Source organism: Winogradskya consettensis, assembly GCF_018332715.1.
Classification (GTDB): domain Bacteria; phylum Actinomycetota; class Actinomycetes; order Mycobacteriales; family Micromonosporaceae; genus Actinoplanes; species Actinoplanes consettensis.
Map to the genome: position 1 here is coordinate 128,872 of NZ_BOQP01000036.1, position 15,482 is coordinate 144,353.

A 15,482-nucleotide genomic window follows, 5' to 3' on the forward strand; every position below is an offset into this window, starting at 1 on the left:
GGCTCAGGTCCGGGCGTGCGGACTGCGCGGGCCGACGAGGCGGTGCAGCGCGGACCGCGCGACCGGAAGATAGCCCAGCACGACAGGCGCGAAGCCCTCCACGGTCAGCCCGGTCCTGGTGCCCGCGGGGATAGCCATGACGGTATGCCTCAGGATCAGGGGCACACCGATCGCGGATACCGACCATGACCAGCTGCGTTCCGGACCGAGCTCGTCGACGTCCAGGATCCGGAACGCCACCCGCAGGCCGAACGGTCCGTGGACGACCCCGGCGGTGCGGGGGCTGAGCCGGTCGGCCGGGTAGTCCACCGACCGGATCTGCGGCGACCATTCCGGCCAGCGCCGTGGGCGCACGTAGCGGTCCCACACCTCGTCCGCGGGGAGCGGGCCGCTCGCCACGACGTCACGACGGATGGTCGGTCGATCCAGCATCATGGCTCCCGGATGCCCCCGGCCGGGCGGGCCAATCCACCAGGGCCGACGCGGCGGCGGCCAGCAGGGGCATGCCCAGCCGGGAGGCCACTGAGTGAGCTCGTTCGGCAAGGGGTGCGGCAGCTGCGCGATCTCCGGCCTGCACCAATGCGCGGGCATGGTCGTAGCGGATGCGGGCGAGGATCGGCGGTGAGTCCGAGGCGACCGCCGCCGCGCGCGTGAAGTCGTCGATCGCGGCGGCGGTATCCCCTGCGACCAGCGCGAGCAGGCCGCTGAACCGGGCGACCGGTCCCATCACCGCGACCGGCCACCCGGCCAGCACCAGCTCGTCACGGTGCGGCTCGAGCAGGCCGCGCAGCAACGGCACCGCCTCGGCCGCGACCGTGTCTCCGGGCCGGGCGATCCGTAGTGCGGCCACCGACTCCGCGAGCAGCGCCAGCGTCGGGACCGTCCAGCCCTGTGGTGGCCAGCCGGCGAGGTTGTGGTGGGTGGCGAGGAACGCGGCGAGCCGGTCGGAGGCTTCGTCGTAGCGGCCGGTGTCGCAGCAGGCGAGCAGGAGGCTGGCCGGCCAGATCGGGAAGTGGGCGTCGAGTTCGATGTCGTCGGCGGCCTGGGCGAGGAGCTCCTCGGTGCGGCCCCATTCGCGAAAGAGCCAGTAGGTCTGGCCCTGCCAGGTCTGGCGGAGGGTGTCTGCGGGGATGACCGGGCGGTCGCGCAGGGAGTCGACCGCCTCGCGGCCGGGGCCGAAGAGCCAGCCCGCTGCCGCGTCGAAGGTGCCGCGCCAGAGGTTCATCATCGTGTCGAGGACGCCCTGCAGCCATTCTCCCTGCGGGCGGGGGTGCTCGGCGACCAGCGAGCGGTGTTCCTTGACGGCCGTGTGGACGGCGGGGAGGCGGCCCAGGCGGATGTGGTCGATGATCAGGGCGAGCAGGGCTTCGCTCTCGAAGTACGGGGAGCGGGCCTCGATGGCCGCCTTGCGCAGGTGCGCCGAGATGGCGGCGAGCTCGCCGGGGGACGCGTAGTCGTAGAGGCCCCAGCGGCACTCGTTGAGGACTTCGCAGCGTACCTCTGGGCTGTCGTCGGGTTTGAGCTCGTCGAGGGTGTCGCGGGCGAGGGCCGGGCCGGAGAGGTCGGTGGCGGTCGCGACGGACATGGTGGACTTGTGGGCGAGGTGGGCCTGGAGCTGGAGGCGTACCGAATCCGCGGGAGGCCCCTCGTCCAGAGCCCGCAGCGCGCGGCGCAGCAGGAAGATCATCTGTTCGTCGACGAGGCCCGGGTCGGACCATTGGCGGGCCAGCCGCACCGCCGTCGTGGCCTGCAGCAACGGGTGGCCCTCGGCGGCCTCGTAGGCGTTGCGGTACTGCCGGGAGGCCTCGGCCGCCTCGCCGAGGTCGCGGCGAGCGTCACCCAGCGTCATCAGCAGTTCGGCGGTGATCGTGGCCGGGCCGCCGAGGACCAGACCGGCCTGCGCCCATTCGATCGCGGCGGCTGCCGAGTAGCCCTGGCGTTCGGCGCGGGCCGCGGCCAGGAGCGCTGCGGCCACGGACTCGACCGGCAGGAGCCGGTGCGCCGCTTGCGCATGGCGGGCCATCTGCACGGCGACAGGCGTCGTGAGCCGCTCACCCCGGGCGATGCGTTCTTCCATCCGCCGGTACGCGCTGAGCGCCGAACCACCGTCGTCCTGCACCGCCACCGGCGGCGACCCGTCGGCGAGCGATACCTCCAGCGGCAACTCCGCGAGCCGGTCGACCAGCTCGTCGAGCACCTGCCTCGCGACCGGGCTGAGCAGGTGCGCGTCGTCGAAGACCAGGACCAGCGGCACGGTCCGCAGCAGCGGGCGCAGCAGCGCCTCGAGCAGTGCGATGAGCTGGCCGAGGTCGCGGTCGCCGTCGAGCACGGGCCGGTCGCCGCCGCCCACGAAATCCGCGATGAGCCGACGCTGGGCCGGCGAGATGGAACCTTGGGAGAGGTCGCGGCGCAGGTGCGCCCAGATCGTCCCGGCAACCGTGCGCCACGGAGACAGGTCGTCGAGGTTGCGGCACCGGACAACAAGCTCGGCATGCCCCGACGAGGCAGGCAGGGGGCGGTGGACGTCGATGCCGTCCTCGTGCAGGCTGATCAGGTCGAACGCGCGGGTCGTGGTTGCCGGGTCGAGCCCGTCCTTGTTGCCCTCCTCGAGCAGCTCCTCGGCGGCGGTCACCCCGTGGCGGCGCAAGGCATCCATCACCGTGAGCAGCCACAACGCGTCGTGGCGTTCCAGTCCGTGCGCCAGCGGCTGCGCGGACCACGCGGGCGCGCAGGCGTCCCGGCCCCGCATCAGCGCCGCGCGGGCCATCTGCTCGACGACCTTTTCGCGTACGCGTAGGAGCTCGCCGGCGTATCCCCGCATCGGCTCCCCCGCCGGCCATTCGGGCCCGAACTCGGCGAACGGCTCACCGGTCCACGCCTGCGCCGCCGTCCCGTACGCCTGCGAGGCCTGCTCGTAGTCGCCCGCTTCGAGGCAGTCCAGCACCTTGCGGGCGGCGTGCTCGAAGCGGTAGGCGTCCACGAGCGTGCCGAGGTTGTCCCCGACGAGCTGGTAGCCGCGCGTCTGCCGGGCCGAGGTGATCGCGACGCCGTGGTCGCGCAGGATCCGGCGCAACCGGGCGATGACGGGCGCGAGCAGCGCGTCGCGGGCAGTCGGGTGCCCGGCGTCCCAGATCGCGCCGAGAAACGCCTCGGGGCGTAACGGTCCACGGGCCGCCACCAGCACGGCGAGGGCCTTCTTCTCCTGGGTGCGGCGCAGCTGGGGGGTGCCGTCGACGAGGATCTGCACCCCGGCGAGCACCTGGATGTCGAGGTCCATGACTACGTCGCGGGCCGCTCGTTCTGGGCCACGCAAGGTCCGTGCAAGGTTCGGTTGAGAGAGTGCGCTGACCGCTGTCGGGGATCGGGTGTCGGGGAGGACATACCGAGACCGTACCGGCGGAGCGATGAGAGCACGAGCACACCGCTGTCCCCACCGGCACCAGGCGGGGTCAGCGGCGGGTTGGGGCACAGGCGCGGCGCGGAGCCTGGCGGGGCTCCTCGCCGCGCCTGCCGGACCACTATCCCCGGCTTCGCGCGCGAGCGCATCCGCTGTTCGCATGCGAGCGCCTACGCCGATGGACAGCGGCCTTCGACACCACATCCCGGCGACTATCTCGTGAACATCTGGGTAACAGCTGCTCATGACTCTGGGGACACGGCTGACCACCGCGGCCGCGATCACCGTCGCGGTGCTGGTGCCGTTCGCCCTGCTCGCGATCATGGTCACCGGCGACTGGCGGCCCCTGCACGAGCTCGACGCGACGATCACGGCCGCGCTGCACGACTGGGCGCTGCGGCACCCCGGCTGGGTCATCGCGACCAAGTGGTGGACGAACGTCTTCGACCCGAACCCGCTGCGGCTGGCCGCCCTGGGCCTCGTGGTGTGGCTGCTGCGCCGCAAGCACCGCGCCGCCGCCGTGTGGGCCGTCGTCACCGTGGCCTCGGGCGGGATCCTGGGCGCTCTGCTGAAACTGCTGGTCGAACGGCACCGCCCGGACTTCCTCGAGCCGGTCGCCCGGGCCGCCGGGTACTCGTTCCCGTCCGGGCACGCGCTCAATGCCGCGCTCGTGTCGGGCGTCTTCGTGCTGGTGCTGCTCCCCGTCGTACGCCACCGGTGGTTGCTCTGGACCGGGGCAGCGACCGTGACCGTCCTGACCGGCGTCTCCCGCATCATCATCGGAGTGCACTGGACCAGCGACGTGGTAGCCGGCTGGTTGCTCGCTGTGGCCGTGATCGCCGCGACGACGATGGCCTTCACCCACCGCGGCTTCCTGCCCGTCGCCGAGCACGGCGTCGACCCTTCGCTCTCCGTTTATTCGAAGGCGTAACTATCGCCGCCACCGGGTAATGCCGCGTCCATGTCCGATGTCGCGGTTCAGTTCCTCAAGCGGATCCTCGCTCCCGTCCTCGCCCTGTTCGCGGTGATGGTCGGGCTGGGTCTGCTCATCACCAAGGTGCTCGAGAAGACCTGGCCGTTCACGGTCGAGGACACCGTCAACCGGGACTTCGCCGCCAACCGCGAGAGCTTCGGCAACGTCGCTTCGTTCATTTTCAGTACGATCGGCAGCACGCCGGTCATCATCGGCGTCACCGCCGTCGTCGCGATCATCCTGCGGCTCACGCTCAAGCGGTGGCGCGAGCCGCTGTTCCTGTGCGCCGGCGTGATAGCCCAGGCGCTGATCTTCTTCTTCACCACGCTGCTGATCGACCGGCAGCGCCCCGAGGTCGCGCACATGGACAACTCGCCGCCGACCTCGAGCTTCCCGTCCGGGCACACCTCCGCCGCCGTCGCGCTCTACATCGGCATGGCCGTGGTTCTCGTCGGGCTGACGAACCGCACCTGGCTCAAGACCCTGTGCTGGCTGCTGGTCCTCGTGCCGGTCGGCGTCGCCGTGGGCCGCCTCTACCGCGGCATGCACCACCCGACCGACGTCACCGCGTCGTTCTTCAACGGCATCATGTGCGTCTGGATCATGGCCCGCGCGATCCTCGATCGCAGCGTGCAGTGGACCCGCTCCACTCTGGCATCGAGAAAGGTCGCTGCCGCGCATTGATAGGCGTAACGTAGCGCCTTATTCCCGCCCCGTTGGGGGGTGTCATGACCAGCGTCGTGCCCAAGCCCATCGTCACGCGGCCTGACCCCTTGAGACGACAGGTACGAGGATCAGCGCTCGCCCGCGTGCTGCGCACCACTGATGCCAAGCAGATCGGCATCATGTACATGGTCACCGCGTTCGTGTTCTTCATGCTCGGCGGGCTGATGGCACTGCTCATGCGGGCGGAGCTGGCCCGGCCCGGTCTGCAGTTCCTCTCCCCCGAGCAGTACAACCAGCTGTTCACGATGCACGGCACGATCATGCTGCTGTTCTTCGCGACGCCGATCGTGTTCGCGTTCGCCAACTTCGTGGTGCCGATCCAGATCGGGGCGCCGGATGTGGCGTTCCCGCGGCTCAACGCGTTCGCGTACTGGCTCTATCTGTTCGGCGGGCTCATCGCGATCAGCGGGTTCCTGACCCCGGGCGGAGCGGCGGACTTCGGCTGGACGGCGTACACCCCGCTCAGCGACGCCACCAACTCCCCCGGCCTCGGCGGCAACGCGTGGATCGTCGGGCTGGCCCTCTCCGGCGTCGGCACCATTCTCGGCGGCGTCAACATGATCACCACGATCATCACGCTGCGCGCCCCCGGCATGACGATGTTCCGGATGCCGATCATGGTGTGGAACACCCTGGTCACCAGCCTGCTCGTGGTGATCGTCTTCCCGTTCCTCGCCGCGGCGCTCTTCGCCCTCGCCGCCGACCGGATCCTCGGCGCCCACGTCTTCGAGCCCGCCACCAACGGCCCGATGATCTGGCAGCACCTGTTCTGGTTCTTCGGCCACCCCGAGGTCTACATCGTCGCGCTGCCGTTCTTCGGCATCATCACCGAGGTAATCCCGGTCTTCAGCCGCAAACCCGTCTTCGGCTACAAAGGACTCGTCAGCGCGACCCTGCTGATCGCGGTGCTGTCGTTCAGCGTGTGGGCACACCACATGTTCGCGACCGGCCAGGTGCTGCTGCCGTTCTTCAGCTTCCTGAGCTTCCTCATCGCGGTCCCGACCGGCATGAAATTCTTCGTGTGGATCGGCACGATGTGGCGCGGTCAGATCAGCTTCGAGACCCCGATGATGTTCGCGATCGGCTTCATGATCACGTTCGTTCTCGGCGGACTGACCGGCGTCCTGCTGGCCGCCCCGCCCATCGACTTCCACGTGCACGACACCTATTTCGTCGTCGCGCACTTCCACTACGTACTCTTCGGCACCATCGTTTTCGCCGTGTTCTCCGGCATCTACTTCTGGTTCCCGAAAATGTTCGGCAGGATGCTCGACGACCGCCTCGGCAAAGTCCACTTCTGGTTGACGTTCCTCGGCTTCCACGCGACATTCCTGGTGCAGCACTGGCTCGGCGCGGAGGGCATGCCCCGCCGCTATGCCGACTACCTGCCCGGCGACGGCTTCACCACGCTGAACACCATCTCGACCATCGGATCGTTCGTCCTGGGCGCCTCGACGCTACCGTTCCTCTACAACGTCTGGCGCTCCTACAAGGTCGGACAGCTCATCACCGTGAACGACCCGTGGGGGCACGGCAACTCCCTCGAATGGGCCACCTCCTGCCCGCCCCCGCTGCGCAATTTCGACAGCATGCCCCGCATCCGCTCGGAACGCCCGGCCTTCGACGCCCGCTTCCCGGAACTGGCCGCGGGCACTTCCGTGGCCGGCCCACCCGAAGGCGGCGCCCGCCCCCTCACCCACGAATCCGACAGCGGCGCGAGCTATCAGGAAGAACGCTGACTCTCCAGCGCGGGAATCAGCACACCGTCGATCATCGATTCGAAGAACGGCAATTCAACAGGCAACCGCATGAACAGCGCACGGTACGTCGCCATCGCCGGAATCAGCTGGGCCAGAGCTGCGACATCGGCTGACTTCGCGAACTCGCCGCGGTCGACAGCGCGCTGGATGAGGTGCTGGTAGACGGCCACGGACGGCTCGACGATCGCCTGGCTGACGGCGGCGAACGCGTCCGGTGTCCGGCCCATCATCGCGGTGAGGCTGGAGAGAATGCGCATCCGCCGTTCGCCGCTGCCGAGCCAGTCCGGGTCGAGCATCGCGAGCAGATCGCCGCGCAGCGAACCCGTGTCGGAAAACTCGCCGGACTCCGGACCCCCCTGGTCGGCGCAGGCGACCGCGGCCAGGATCAGCTCGTCCTTGCTGGTCCACCGCCGGTAGATCGTGCCGCGCCCGGCGCCCGCCCGCGCAGCCACCATCTCGATCGTCAGGTCGGCGTAGCTCGTCTCGGCCAGCACATCGAGCGTCGCCTGCAAGATGTCCGCGTCCCGCGAGTGGTCGCGCTTTCGTCCCGGGTTCACCACGCCTACATCGTACGCGTCAGTTCCGGAACTCGACAGTTGCGGAACTAATCAATACCGAATTACAGTCGCTCACCATGAACACACCTGCCGACGTGCTCCACCGGGTCGCCCGTGCCATGGACACCCGCGACTGGGACCTCCTCGAAGCTTGTTACGCCCCCGACGCCCAGGGCGACTACACCAACGCCGGCGCCGATGGCCGCGCTGCCATCGTCGCCTCGACCAGGGGTTTCCTCGAACCCCTCGACGCCACCCAGCACCTCCTGGGCAACGTCGAGGTGACCCTCGACGGCGACACCGCCACCACTCACGCCACGTTCATCGCCCAGCACGTACGCGCCGGAGGCCAGTTCCTGCTCGGCGGCAACTACGACGACACCCTGCGCCGCACCGCCGACGGCTGGCAGATCACCAACCGCCGGATCCGGGGTATCTGGAGCAACGGCGACCCCGCGGTCCTGACCGTCCCGGTGGGCTAGGCAGCTCCGAAGTCCGCGCGGTGGTCGCGCGCCCACTGCTCCAGGGTTCGGCTGCCCGTCCCGGGTCGCACCGGGTCGGGCACATCAACCGTCTCCTGCCAGTACGTGAGCAGCATCGCGATGATGCTCTCGGGCAGGAACTGCGCCACGTCGGCCCGGAACTCGTCCGGGCTGATCTCCACCAGGCGCAGGTCCCGGCCGATACCGGCACCGATCGCGGCGACCTGCTCGGTTTTCGTCAGCGACGCCGGACCTGTCAGCGGGTAGATCAGGCCGCGGTGACCCTCCTCGGCGAGGGCCACCGCGGCGGCGTCCGCGATGTCCGCCTCGTGAATGGGTGGCTGTGCGGAGTGGACGTACGGAGCGCGGATCGGTGTTCCGGCCTTGATGGGCCAGGCCCACGAGAGCAGATTGTTGGCGAAGGTCCCCGGCCGCAGGATCGTCCAGTTGTCAGTGCGGGAGGTCACCGCCTGCTCGACCGCCCGATGATGGGCGTAGCTGACGGAAGCGACATCGCGGGGGAGCTCCCCCGCAGCGGCGAGCGACGAGAACACCACGAACCGCTCGACACCGGCCGCCACCGCCGCGGTGATCAGCTGCTCGACGCCGCACTCGAAGGGGAACACGAACATCCGGTCCACGCCCTCGAAAACTTCCGCCCCGAACTCAGGCGGGTCCGCGAACACCACGTCGACCTCCGGCGGCAGCCCGGCCTGCTGCGGTTTGCGACTCGTTGCCCGTACCCGCTCGCCTTGATCCACAAGACGGGTAACAAGATGGCGGCCCACCGCACCGGTGGCACCCGTGATCAGAATCGTCATGCCCGCTGACGCTAAAGTCCCATGCGGTCAGATCGTGACCGCTGGCACCATGAGGACCATGGACGCAGAGGTACGGCTTGCCGGCGGCAACACCGGTGGCGCGGTCCGGATCGGCGACACCGTCCGCCGGACAGCCGGATCCTGGACGCCGTCGGTGCACGCGGTGCTGGATCACCTGACAGCCGCGGGCTTCAGCGGGGCACCCCGCGCGCTCGGCTTCGACGACCAGGGCCGGGAGATCCTGTCGTTCCTGCCCGGGAACGTCGTCGGCGACGCACGACCGTGGCCGGGCTGGGTCCACAGTGACCAGGCGCTGCAGCAGGTCGCCGGATGGCTCCGCGACTTCCACCACGCCATCGCGACCTTCACCCCGGCCGGCGACGCGACCTGGCGGGAAGGCGGCACCTGGGAACCCGGCCTGATCATCGGGCACAACGACGCCGCTCCGTACAACGCCGCCTGGTCCGACGGGCAATTGCTGGGCTTCTTCGACTGGGACTTCGCCGGACCGGTCACGCCCGAATGGGACCTCGCCTTCACCGCCTTCGCGTGGGTGCCCCTGCACGCTCGGCACGTGGTGGCAGCGGAGGGATTCACCGACTTCGCCGAGCGGCCCCGGAGACTAAAGCTCTTCCTCGACACGTACGGATGGGACGGGCCCCTCGAACCGTTCCTGGAGATCGTCCGCGACCGGGTGACCGCGTCCGCCCAGGGCATCCGCCGGGTTGCCGCGGCCGGCGATCCCGCGTTCCAGCACATGATCGAGCAGGGCGTCGACGCCAACCTGGAGACAGCCGTGCGGGAGCTGGCCGAACTCCTGCCTCAGTAACGGCCGCTCTCCGCGAGCACCGTCACCCGCTCGGGCCCGGCGAACTCGGCGAACGCCGCGCTTTCCGCATGCAGTGGGCTCCCTGCAATGGGCGCGGGGGTGCGGCGGAGCATGGGGAGGGAGGTCAGTGCCAGGCCCAAGAGGATCGCCAGGCCGCCTGCGATCTGGGGGCCGGCGAAAGCGTCACCGAAGGCAACCACGCCGAGCAGGAACCCGATCAGCGGTTCGAGGTTGAGGAACGCCCCCGCAGCCGCCGGCGACACCCGGGACTGGCCGTATGCGAAGAGCGTGAACGGCACGAGCGTACCCGCGAAAGCCAGCGTCACCATGGCAACGGCCGGCGTCACGTCCGGCATCGGCGGCAACCCGCTCGACAGCGCGGCCGGCAATCCCGCCGCGGCACCTGCAGCCAGCTGCACAGCGGTAACCGCTACCGGATCGCGGCCGGAGAGCAGCCGGGGCTGGGCGATCACGAACAGGGCCGAGAGCAGCGCCGACCCGCCCACCATCGCATCGCCGGCCAGGGTCGCGTTGCCGCCACCGTGACTGGCGATGACGCCGATACCCAGCAATGACAGTGACAGGCCGACCCACGTTCCCAGGCCGGTCGCACCCCGGCCGGACACCAGACCGAGCACCGCCACGAGCACCGGGACAGCGCCGACGATCAGGGCCGCGTGGCTCACGCTGGTGTGGCCGATGCCGATGTTCTGCAGGACGAGCGCGGCTCCGTACCCGATGCCGCCCCAGGCGATCACCGAGGGGGAGATCGCCGCACGCAGGGAGCGCCGCGCCAGGATCGCGAGGGGTAGCGCCGCGAGGGTGAACCGGAAGACCGTCAGCCAGCCCGGGCCGACACCTGACAACGCCACCTTGGTCAGGGGGATGGTGGTGCCCCAGAGCAGGCCGGCGGTGACGAGGGCGAGCAGGGTGAGACGACGATCGGTACGCATTCACCGAATACTCCACACGGGGAGGCAGAATTCGTCGACTGCGCCGTTAGACGAAACTATATTTGGCCAAATGGCAGTCAGACTTGATGAAATCGACGTCCAGCTCCTCAACGAGCTGCAGCAGGACGCCGACCGTTCCAACCTCGAGCTGGCACGCATCATCGGCCTCTCCCCGGCCGCCACCCTCAACCGCGTCCGCCGCCTCAAGAAGTCCGGCGTGATCCGCACCATCAGCGCCCGCCTCGACCCGGGCCAGGCCGGTTTCCCGCTCCAGGTCTACGTCTCCGCCACCCTCACCCGCCACGAACCCCGCGCCAGCCGCGTCTTCGAACAGGCGGTCCTGGCCATCCCCCAGGTCATCGCCGCCGACTGGGTCGCCGGCGAGATCGACGTGATGCTCCTGATCGTCGCCCGCGACGTCGCCGAGCTCCAGCACGTCCTCACCCAACTCTCCCTCAAGGGAGCCCAGCGCCTGACCACTCTCCTGCGCCTCCAGGAGATCAAACCCACGTCCCCACTCCCCCTGACCAGCTCACCCGAAAACTGAGAACGGCCATCCGAGTCTCCCCCTCGGATGGCCGTGCCTCTCAGAGCCGGACGCGGGTCAGGCCAGGCTGAGGGTGGTGTAGGTGCTGAGGACCTCGTTGAGGGGCTGGAAGTAGGTGACACCGCCGCTGGTGCAGTCGCCGCTGCCGCCGGAGGTGAGGCCGAGGCCGATGGTGCCGGAGTAGAGGGAGCCGCCGCTGTCGCCGCCCTCGGCGCAGACGGTGGTGCGGATCAGGCCGGAGACGGTGCCTTCGGAGTAGGTGACGGAGGCGTTGACCGCGGTGACCGTGCCCGTGTGGACGCCGGTGGTGCTGCCGCTGCGGCTGACGGACTCGCCGACGTAGGCCGTGCCGACCGAGGAGATGGTCTGGCTGCCGTTGTAGGTGTAGACGCTGCCGGGGTGGGCGACCGTGGTGTTGGTGTAGCGGACGATGCCGTAGTCGTTGCCGGGGAAGCTGGAGACGCTGTTCGTGCCGAGGACGGTGGTCTGCCCCGAGTTGCTGTACCAGGTGGAGGCGACCTGGGTGCAGTGACCGGCGGTGACGAAGTAGGAGTAGCTGGCCGACTTGACGTTGAAGCCGAGCGAGCAGCGGTAGCCGCCGCCGTAGATGGCCTGGCCGCCCGCGATCCGCAGCGAGAACTCGGTCGAGGTGTGCTCGAGGCGGGCGGCGTCACCGGCGGCCTTGACGGCGGCTTCGACGGTGGCGAGCCTGGTGCCGGTGACCGTGGGGTCGACCGTGACGACGACCTGGTTGGTGGTGAGGTCGGTGGCCCAGGCGGTGCCCTTGATCTTCGACGTCGTGGCGATCTTGTCGGTGACCGCTTCGAGGGCGGCGGCGGAGAACTTGACCGTCCTGGCGACGCCACCGGCGGCGCGGACCTTGGCGGCCGCGGCGTCGGTCGTCACGGTGACGACCATGCGGCCGCTGCTGCTGTCCAGGTAGGAGCCGGCCGAGTCCGGACCGAGGTCGTCACTCAGCGCCACGGCCTTGGCGGCGTTGTCGGCCTTCAGCGCGGCGGGTGCCGCGACGGCGGCATTCGGCATGACGACTGCGCCGAGCAGCGCGAGGGGCGCGAAGACGGCGGCACTACGCCAGCGCGAGGAACTTGTGGATCCCACGTGGAGCCTCCCATGAAAAGACTGAGTAGTCCGATTGGTCTACTCGGGCCGGACATGAGGAACGCTCCCATTCGCTTCAAGACGTTCACAAGGATCTATGCATTCAAAGCTCCCGCACAGGAAACTGAAAGAAAGCTGTGAGCTGCGGAAAGATCCAAAATCGAAGACATTCGATCTAAGTCATACCATCGGCGTACGCCGTGAGCAGGCCCTACGGTCGCCAGCGCACCACGGCCGCGGTGGCGTCGTCTCTGAGCTCGCCGTTCTCGTAGGACACGATGGTGTGGATGAGACGCCGCATCAGCTCAGCGGCGGGCGTTTTCGCGCGCAGCTCACCGCGTACGAAATCGGTCAGTTGATCTAGTCCGAAGAGCTCGCCGTCAGCGGACCGCGCCTCGGTGATCCCGTCGGTGTAGAGAACGAGTGTGTCGCCCTCCTCGAGCATCACCTCGGTGATCCCGGGCGGCCGGTTGATCATGTGCCCCAGCCCGAGCGGCAGCGCGGTCGGCGTCGGCAGCGCCTCCTGCGGGACGTCGCCGCGCAGGTGCAACTCCGCAGGGTGACCGGCGGCGATTCGGCGATAGCAGCCCGTGGTCGTGTCCAGCTCGGCGAGGATCGCCGTCACGAACGCGCCCGGGTACTGCGCGCGGATCCACTTGTCGATCGAGCGGTACGTGTCAGCGAGATCAAGACCGGACCGCCGAGCATTACGGTACGTATTGAGCGTCAACGTTGTCAGCGCGCTCGCACTGATTCCGTGACCCACCGTGTCGAAGAGCGCCACATGGATGATGTCCCCGTTCGCCGCGTAGTCGAACGCGTCCCCGCCCACGTCGTAACAGGGCTCCAGCACGGCGGTGACCAGGGCATCGTTCGCGGCGAACGTCAACGGCGGCAGCTGGTTCCAGATGATCTCCGCGGCGAGCTGCATGGGCATCCGCCGGCGGGTACGTTCCACCGCGTCGCCGTAGAAGCGGCGGCTGGCGATCAGCTCGGCCACCAGCGCGGCGATCACGCGCAGGTCGCGGCGCAGGCGGTCGTCGGGCTCGGAGACCAGCCACACCTCGAGCACCCCGAGCCGCTCGGCGCCGTGCAACAACGGCAGATAGAGGCATGACCCGTCCTGGGCGGGCTCCGCCGTACGGAAGGAATGCCCTGCCATGGTGTGGTCCACTTTGCGCGCCGCGTTGTCGGCGGGCGTGCCGTGCAGGGGCCAGAGCGAGATCTGCTCGTAGTCGATCATCAGCGCCACCACCCGCACGGCGCCGAGCAGCGGCGCCACGGCGGTCAGGGCCGGGGGCAGATCCTCCGGACGACTGCGGTGGCGAAGATCCAGAAGTCGCCGCACCGCCTCCATCGAATCCACCATGCCGGGTTACATGCCCCCAACCCCCCGCGGCCCAACCCGAAACCGGCCAGCTTTCCCTTCCCGTCCCCGCTGCGTGGGTGGTACATCCTGGCCCCGGTGAGGTGGCGGCCGCGTGGATAGCGTGGTTCGCCATGAGCAATCCTGTCGTTGAGCGCCTGATCGGCGCGTTGAACAGCCACGATCTCGACGCGGTGTCGTCCTGTTTCGGCCCGGACTTCTCGGGTGAGTGGCCGGCTCACCCGGCCCGGGACTTCCAGGGGCCGGAGCAGGTACGCCGCAACTGGGAGATGATCTTCAAGATGTCACCGGACATCACGATCGCGATGACGAACTCGGTCGAGGTCGGTGACGAGGTGTGGGGTGAGTGGCACTACACCATGGCGGCCGGGCAGGAGCTGCGCGGTGTCGTCATCATCACGGTGCGTGAAGGCCTGATCCGCCGGTCGCGGTTCTACATGGAGCCGGTCGACGCCGCGGACGCCGCTGTCCCGGGCGGGCCGAGGCTCGCCCGCGACTGACACAATGGGGCCGTGCAGCGGGATGACGACTTCGGGACCGCACTGCGTACGCTGCGGCAGCGACTCACCCCCGATGAGGCCGGGGTGCCGGCGTCGTTACCCGCTGTGAGGCGGGTGCCCGGCCTGCGGCGTGACGAGCTCGCCGGCATCGTGGGCGTCTCCGAGGAGCATGTGAAACGCCTGGAGCAGGGGCGCCGGCGGCCGTCACCCGGCGTGGTCGACGCGCTCGCCCGGGCACTGCGGCTGACCCCGGGAGAGCACGATCGGCTGCGTACGCTCGCCGGGTTCGCCTCGTCCCCCGAGCCGGACGGCACCGTCCCGCGTGAGATCACCGAACCGGCCCGGCGGATGCTGGACCGGGTGACCGAGTGCGCGGTCTGCGTCTGCGACGCGAGCTGGACGGTGCTGGACGCGAACAAGCTCTGGCACTCGGACGTGTGCACGGTGCCGGACGAGCGGGGACGCGGGCGCAACGTGGTCTGGCGCGCGTTCACGGAGACCGGGCCGTCGGTGTTCCAGGCCCCCGAGCGGCTGGACGGGTTCCGGGCGACCGTCGTGGCCGAGCTGCGTGACACGGCCCGGCGTTACCCGGCCGATGCCGAGCTGTCGTCGATGATCGCCGACCTGCACGCCCGGAGCCCGGAGTTCGTCCAGCTCTGGGATGCTCCGCCGGTGCAGGGTGGCCACGCGGACCGGCTGCGCGTGCCGAGCCCGGTCCACGGCCACCTCGACCTGGACCTCGACGTGCTGACGCTCAACCCGGGTGACCTGCGCGTCGTCGTCTACACCGCACCCTGAGGTCTCAAGCCGTCGATAACGATGGCGAGTGCCTTGTCCCCGGCCGCGGCGTGGGAGAGGGCGATCAGCAACGTGTAGACCTCGGGTAATGCGACGTCGGCCCGGACCGCGCCGGCCTCCTGGGCCCGCTGGAGGAGCGCGCCGACGACTCGGCGCAGCCCGGCCGAGGCCTGGGCGGCTTCGCCCCCGCTGTCCCCGCCCGCGTCGAGCAGCGCCTCGCCGATCGCGATCTTCGCGGCCGCGTCGGCGACGACGTCACGGAAGAATTCGAAGAACGCGGCGCCCGGATCCTCGGCGCCGAGCTTCGCTTCGGCTCGTTCCCGGAGCCGGTCGAAGCGCCGGACGAGAACCGCCTGCAGCAGCAGCGCCTTGGTGGGGAAATGGCGGAAGACCGTGGCGATGCCCACCCCCGCCAGCCGCGCGACCTCCTCGGTCGAGGCGGACTCCCCGCCCCGGCCGAAGACCTCCTCGGCGATGTCCAGGATGCGGCCCCGATTGGCCTGCGCATCAACCCGCCGCGCCCGTCCGCTACCCGTCCGATCCATGCCAGCCCTCTTCACCCGCTTGATATCCGGAGTATGCACTCCGTATAGTCGGAGCTCCGGATCTGCCCGCCTCGATGACAGGACGATG

The 15,482-nt window shown here is 69.5% G+C and carries 16 protein-coding genes; 8 read left to right on the forward strand and 8 right to left on the reverse strand.

What is annotated here, in order from left to right; all coding sequences use genetic code 11:
- Positions 1–3: 3 nt before the first annotated feature.
- Both Aco04nite_RS31875 and Aco04nite_RS31880 read right to left on the reverse strand, forming a co-directional pair.
- Positions 4–432: an SRPBCC family protein gene (locus Aco04nite_RS31875; RefSeq protein ID WP_213000939.1), complete on the reverse strand. Its 429-nt coding sequence runs from the start codon at positions 430–432 to the stop codon at positions 4–6.
- A complete protein-coding gene (locus tag Aco04nite_RS31880; protein WP_213000940.1) occupies positions 404–3,277 on the reverse strand; it encodes an AfsR/SARP family transcriptional regulator in 2,874 nt (957 codons plus the stop codon). The genes Aco04nite_RS31875 and Aco04nite_RS31880 overlap by 29 nt, the downstream gene beginning before the upstream one ends.
- A 364-nt stretch (positions 3,278–3,641) precedes the next feature.
- Between Aco04nite_RS31880 and Aco04nite_RS31885 the strand changes: the two genes are divergently transcribed.
- Genes Aco04nite_RS31885 through ctaD form a run of 3 tightly spaced genes read left to right on the forward strand, consistent with a single transcriptional unit; the run spans position 3,642 to position 6,835 of the window.
- Complete coding sequence (locus tag Aco04nite_RS31885; RefSeq protein ID WP_213000941.1) at positions 3,642–4,328, forward strand: phosphatase PAP2 family protein; 687 nt, start codon at positions 3,642–3,644, stop codon at positions 4,326–4,328.
- 30 nt (positions 4,329–4,358) lie between these two features.
- Positions 4,359–5,054: a phosphatase PAP2 family protein gene (locus Aco04nite_RS31890; protein ID WP_213000942.1), complete on the forward strand. Its 696-nt coding sequence runs from the start codon at positions 4,359–4,361 to the stop codon at positions 5,052–5,054.
- A 44-nt stretch (positions 5,055–5,098) separates the two neighbouring features.
- A complete protein-coding gene (gene ctaD, locus Aco04nite_RS31895) occupies positions 5,099–6,835 on the forward strand; it encodes an aa3-type cytochrome oxidase subunit I (protein ID WP_213000943.1) in 1,737 nt (578 codons plus the stop codon).
- Here the strand turns inward: ctaD and Aco04nite_RS31900 are convergent.
- Positions 6,820–7,416, reverse strand: coding sequence for a TetR/AcrR family transcriptional regulator (locus tag Aco04nite_RS31900; RefSeq protein WP_213000944.1), 597 nt, complete (start codon positions 7,414–7,416; stop codon positions 6,820–6,822). The two genes, ctaD and Aco04nite_RS31900, sit on opposite strands and share 16 nt — an antisense overlap.
- A 74-nt stretch (positions 7,417–7,490) precedes the next feature.
- On the opposite strand from Aco04nite_RS31900, the gene Aco04nite_RS31905 reads away from it, so the two are divergent.
- Positions 7,491–7,895: a nuclear transport factor 2 family protein gene (locus Aco04nite_RS31905; protein WP_213000945.1), complete on the forward strand. Its 405-nt coding sequence runs from the start codon at positions 7,491–7,493 to the stop codon at positions 7,893–7,895.
- On the opposite strand, the gene Aco04nite_RS31910 is transcribed toward Aco04nite_RS31905, so the two are convergent.
- Entirely contained in the window at positions 7,892–8,716 is an 825-nt protein-coding gene (locus Aco04nite_RS31910; RefSeq protein WP_213000946.1) for an SDR family oxidoreductase, read from the reverse strand. The two genes, Aco04nite_RS31905 and Aco04nite_RS31910, sit on opposite strands and share 4 nt — an antisense overlap.
- Before the next feature lie 58 nt (positions 8,717–8,774).
- Here Aco04nite_RS31910 and Aco04nite_RS31915 point away from each other — a divergent pair, with 58 nt between their 5' ends.
- Complete coding sequence (locus Aco04nite_RS31915) at positions 8,775–9,545, forward strand: phosphotransferase (RefSeq protein WP_213000947.1); 771 nt, start codon at positions 8,775–8,777, stop codon at positions 9,543–9,545.
- Here the strand turns inward: Aco04nite_RS31915 and Aco04nite_RS31920 are convergent.
- A complete protein-coding gene (locus Aco04nite_RS31920; RefSeq protein WP_213000948.1) occupies positions 9,539–10,498 on the reverse strand; it encodes a DMT family transporter in 960 nt (319 codons plus the stop codon). The genes Aco04nite_RS31915 and Aco04nite_RS31920 overlap by 7 nt on opposite strands.
- Before the next feature lie 70 nt (positions 10,499–10,568).
- Here Aco04nite_RS31920 and Aco04nite_RS31925 point away from each other — a divergent pair, with 70 nt between their 5' ends.
- Complete coding sequence (locus Aco04nite_RS31925; protein WP_213000949.1) at positions 10,569–11,045, forward strand: Lrp/AsnC family transcriptional regulator; 477 nt, start codon at positions 10,569–10,571, stop codon at positions 11,043–11,045.
- A 57-nt stretch (positions 11,046–11,102) separates the two neighbouring features.
- Here the strand turns inward: Aco04nite_RS31925 and Aco04nite_RS31930 are convergent, their stop codons facing one another.
- Both Aco04nite_RS31930 and Aco04nite_RS31935 read right to left on the reverse strand, forming a co-directional pair.
- The gene (locus Aco04nite_RS31930) at positions 11,103–12,164 is read right to left on the reverse strand and encodes a S1 family peptidase (RefSeq protein WP_308161707.1); all 1,062 of its coding nucleotides are present in this window, start codon (positions 12,162–12,164) and stop codon (positions 11,103–11,105) included.
- Positions 12,165–12,375: 211 nt separating this feature from the next.
- Positions 12,376–13,533 (reverse strand): PP2C family protein-serine/threonine phosphatase, encoded by a 1,158-nt coding sequence (locus Aco04nite_RS31935; protein WP_213000950.1) that lies wholly within the window; start codon positions 13,531–13,533, stop codon positions 12,376–12,378.
- A gap of 131 nt (positions 13,534–13,664) precedes the next feature.
- On the opposite strand from Aco04nite_RS31935, the gene Aco04nite_RS31940 reads away from it, so the two are divergent.
- Positions 13,665–14,051 carry a nuclear transport factor 2 family protein gene (locus Aco04nite_RS31940; protein WP_213000951.1) on the forward strand — a complete coding sequence of 129 codons (387 nt, stop codon included), beginning with the start codon at positions 13,665–13,667 and terminating at the stop codon, positions 14,049–14,051.
- Between the two features lie 12 nt (positions 14,052–14,063).
- Positions 14,064–14,849 carry a helix-turn-helix domain-containing protein gene (locus Aco04nite_RS31945; protein ID WP_213000952.1) on the forward strand — a complete coding sequence of 262 codons (786 nt, stop codon included), beginning with the start codon at positions 14,064–14,066 and terminating at the stop codon, positions 14,847–14,849.
- Here Aco04nite_RS31945 and Aco04nite_RS31950 read toward each other — a convergent pair.
- Positions 14,834–15,394, reverse strand: coding sequence for a TetR/AcrR family transcriptional regulator (locus tag Aco04nite_RS31950; protein ID WP_213000953.1), 561 nt, complete (start codon positions 15,392–15,394; stop codon positions 14,834–14,836). The two genes, Aco04nite_RS31945 and Aco04nite_RS31950, sit on opposite strands and share 16 nt — an antisense overlap.
- Between the last annotated feature and the right edge of the window lie 88 nt (positions 15,395–15,482).

Excerpts from the sequence above, each read along its gene's own strand:
- Aco04nite_RS31875 (WP_213000939.1), bottom strand. The coding sequence starts at position 432 with ATGCTGGATCGACCGACCATCCGTCGTGACGTCGTGGCGAGCGGCCCG.
- Aco04nite_RS31880 (WP_213000940.1), bottom strand. The coding sequence starts at position 3,277 with ATGGACCTCGACATCCAGGTGCTCGCCGGGGTGCAGATCCTCGTCGAC.
- Aco04nite_RS31885 (WP_213000941.1), top strand. The coding sequence starts at position 3,642 with ATGACTCTGGGGACACGGCTGACCACCGCGGCCGCGATCACCGTCGCG.
- Aco04nite_RS31890 (WP_213000942.1), top strand. The coding sequence starts at position 4,359 with ATGTCCGATGTCGCGGTTCAGTTCCTCAAGCGGATCCTCGCTCCCGTC.
- ctaD (WP_213000943.1), top strand. The coding sequence starts at position 5,099 with ATGACCAGCGTCGTGCCCAAGCCCATCGTCACGCGGCCTGACCCCTTG.
- Aco04nite_RS31905 (WP_213000945.1), top strand. The coding sequence starts at position 7,491 with ATGAACACACCTGCCGACGTGCTCCACCGGGTCGCCCGTGCCATGGAC.
- Aco04nite_RS31910 (WP_213000946.1), bottom strand. The coding sequence starts at position 8,716 with ATGACGATTCTGATCACGGGTGCCACCGGTGCGGTGGGCCGCCATCTT.
- Aco04nite_RS31915 (WP_213000947.1), top strand. The coding sequence starts at position 8,775 with ATGGACGCAGAGGTACGGCTTGCCGGCGGCAACACCGGTGGCGCGGTC.
- Aco04nite_RS31920 (WP_213000948.1), bottom strand. The coding sequence starts at position 10,498 with ATGCGTACCGATCGTCGTCTCACCCTGCTCGCCCTCGTCACCGCCGGC.
- Aco04nite_RS31925 (WP_213000949.1), top strand. The coding sequence starts at position 10,569 with ATGGCAGTCAGACTTGATGAAATCGACGTCCAGCTCCTCAACGAGCTG.
- Aco04nite_RS31935 (WP_213000950.1), bottom strand. The coding sequence starts at position 13,533 with ATGGTGGATTCGATGGAGGCGGTGCGGCGACTTCTGGATCTTCGCCAC.
- Aco04nite_RS31940 (WP_213000951.1), top strand. The coding sequence starts at position 13,665 with ATGAGCAATCCTGTCGTTGAGCGCCTGATCGGCGCGTTGAACAGCCAC.
- Aco04nite_RS31950 (WP_213000953.1), bottom strand. The coding sequence starts at position 15,394 with ATGGATCGGACGGGTAGCGGACGGGCGCGGCGGGTTGATGCGCAGGCC.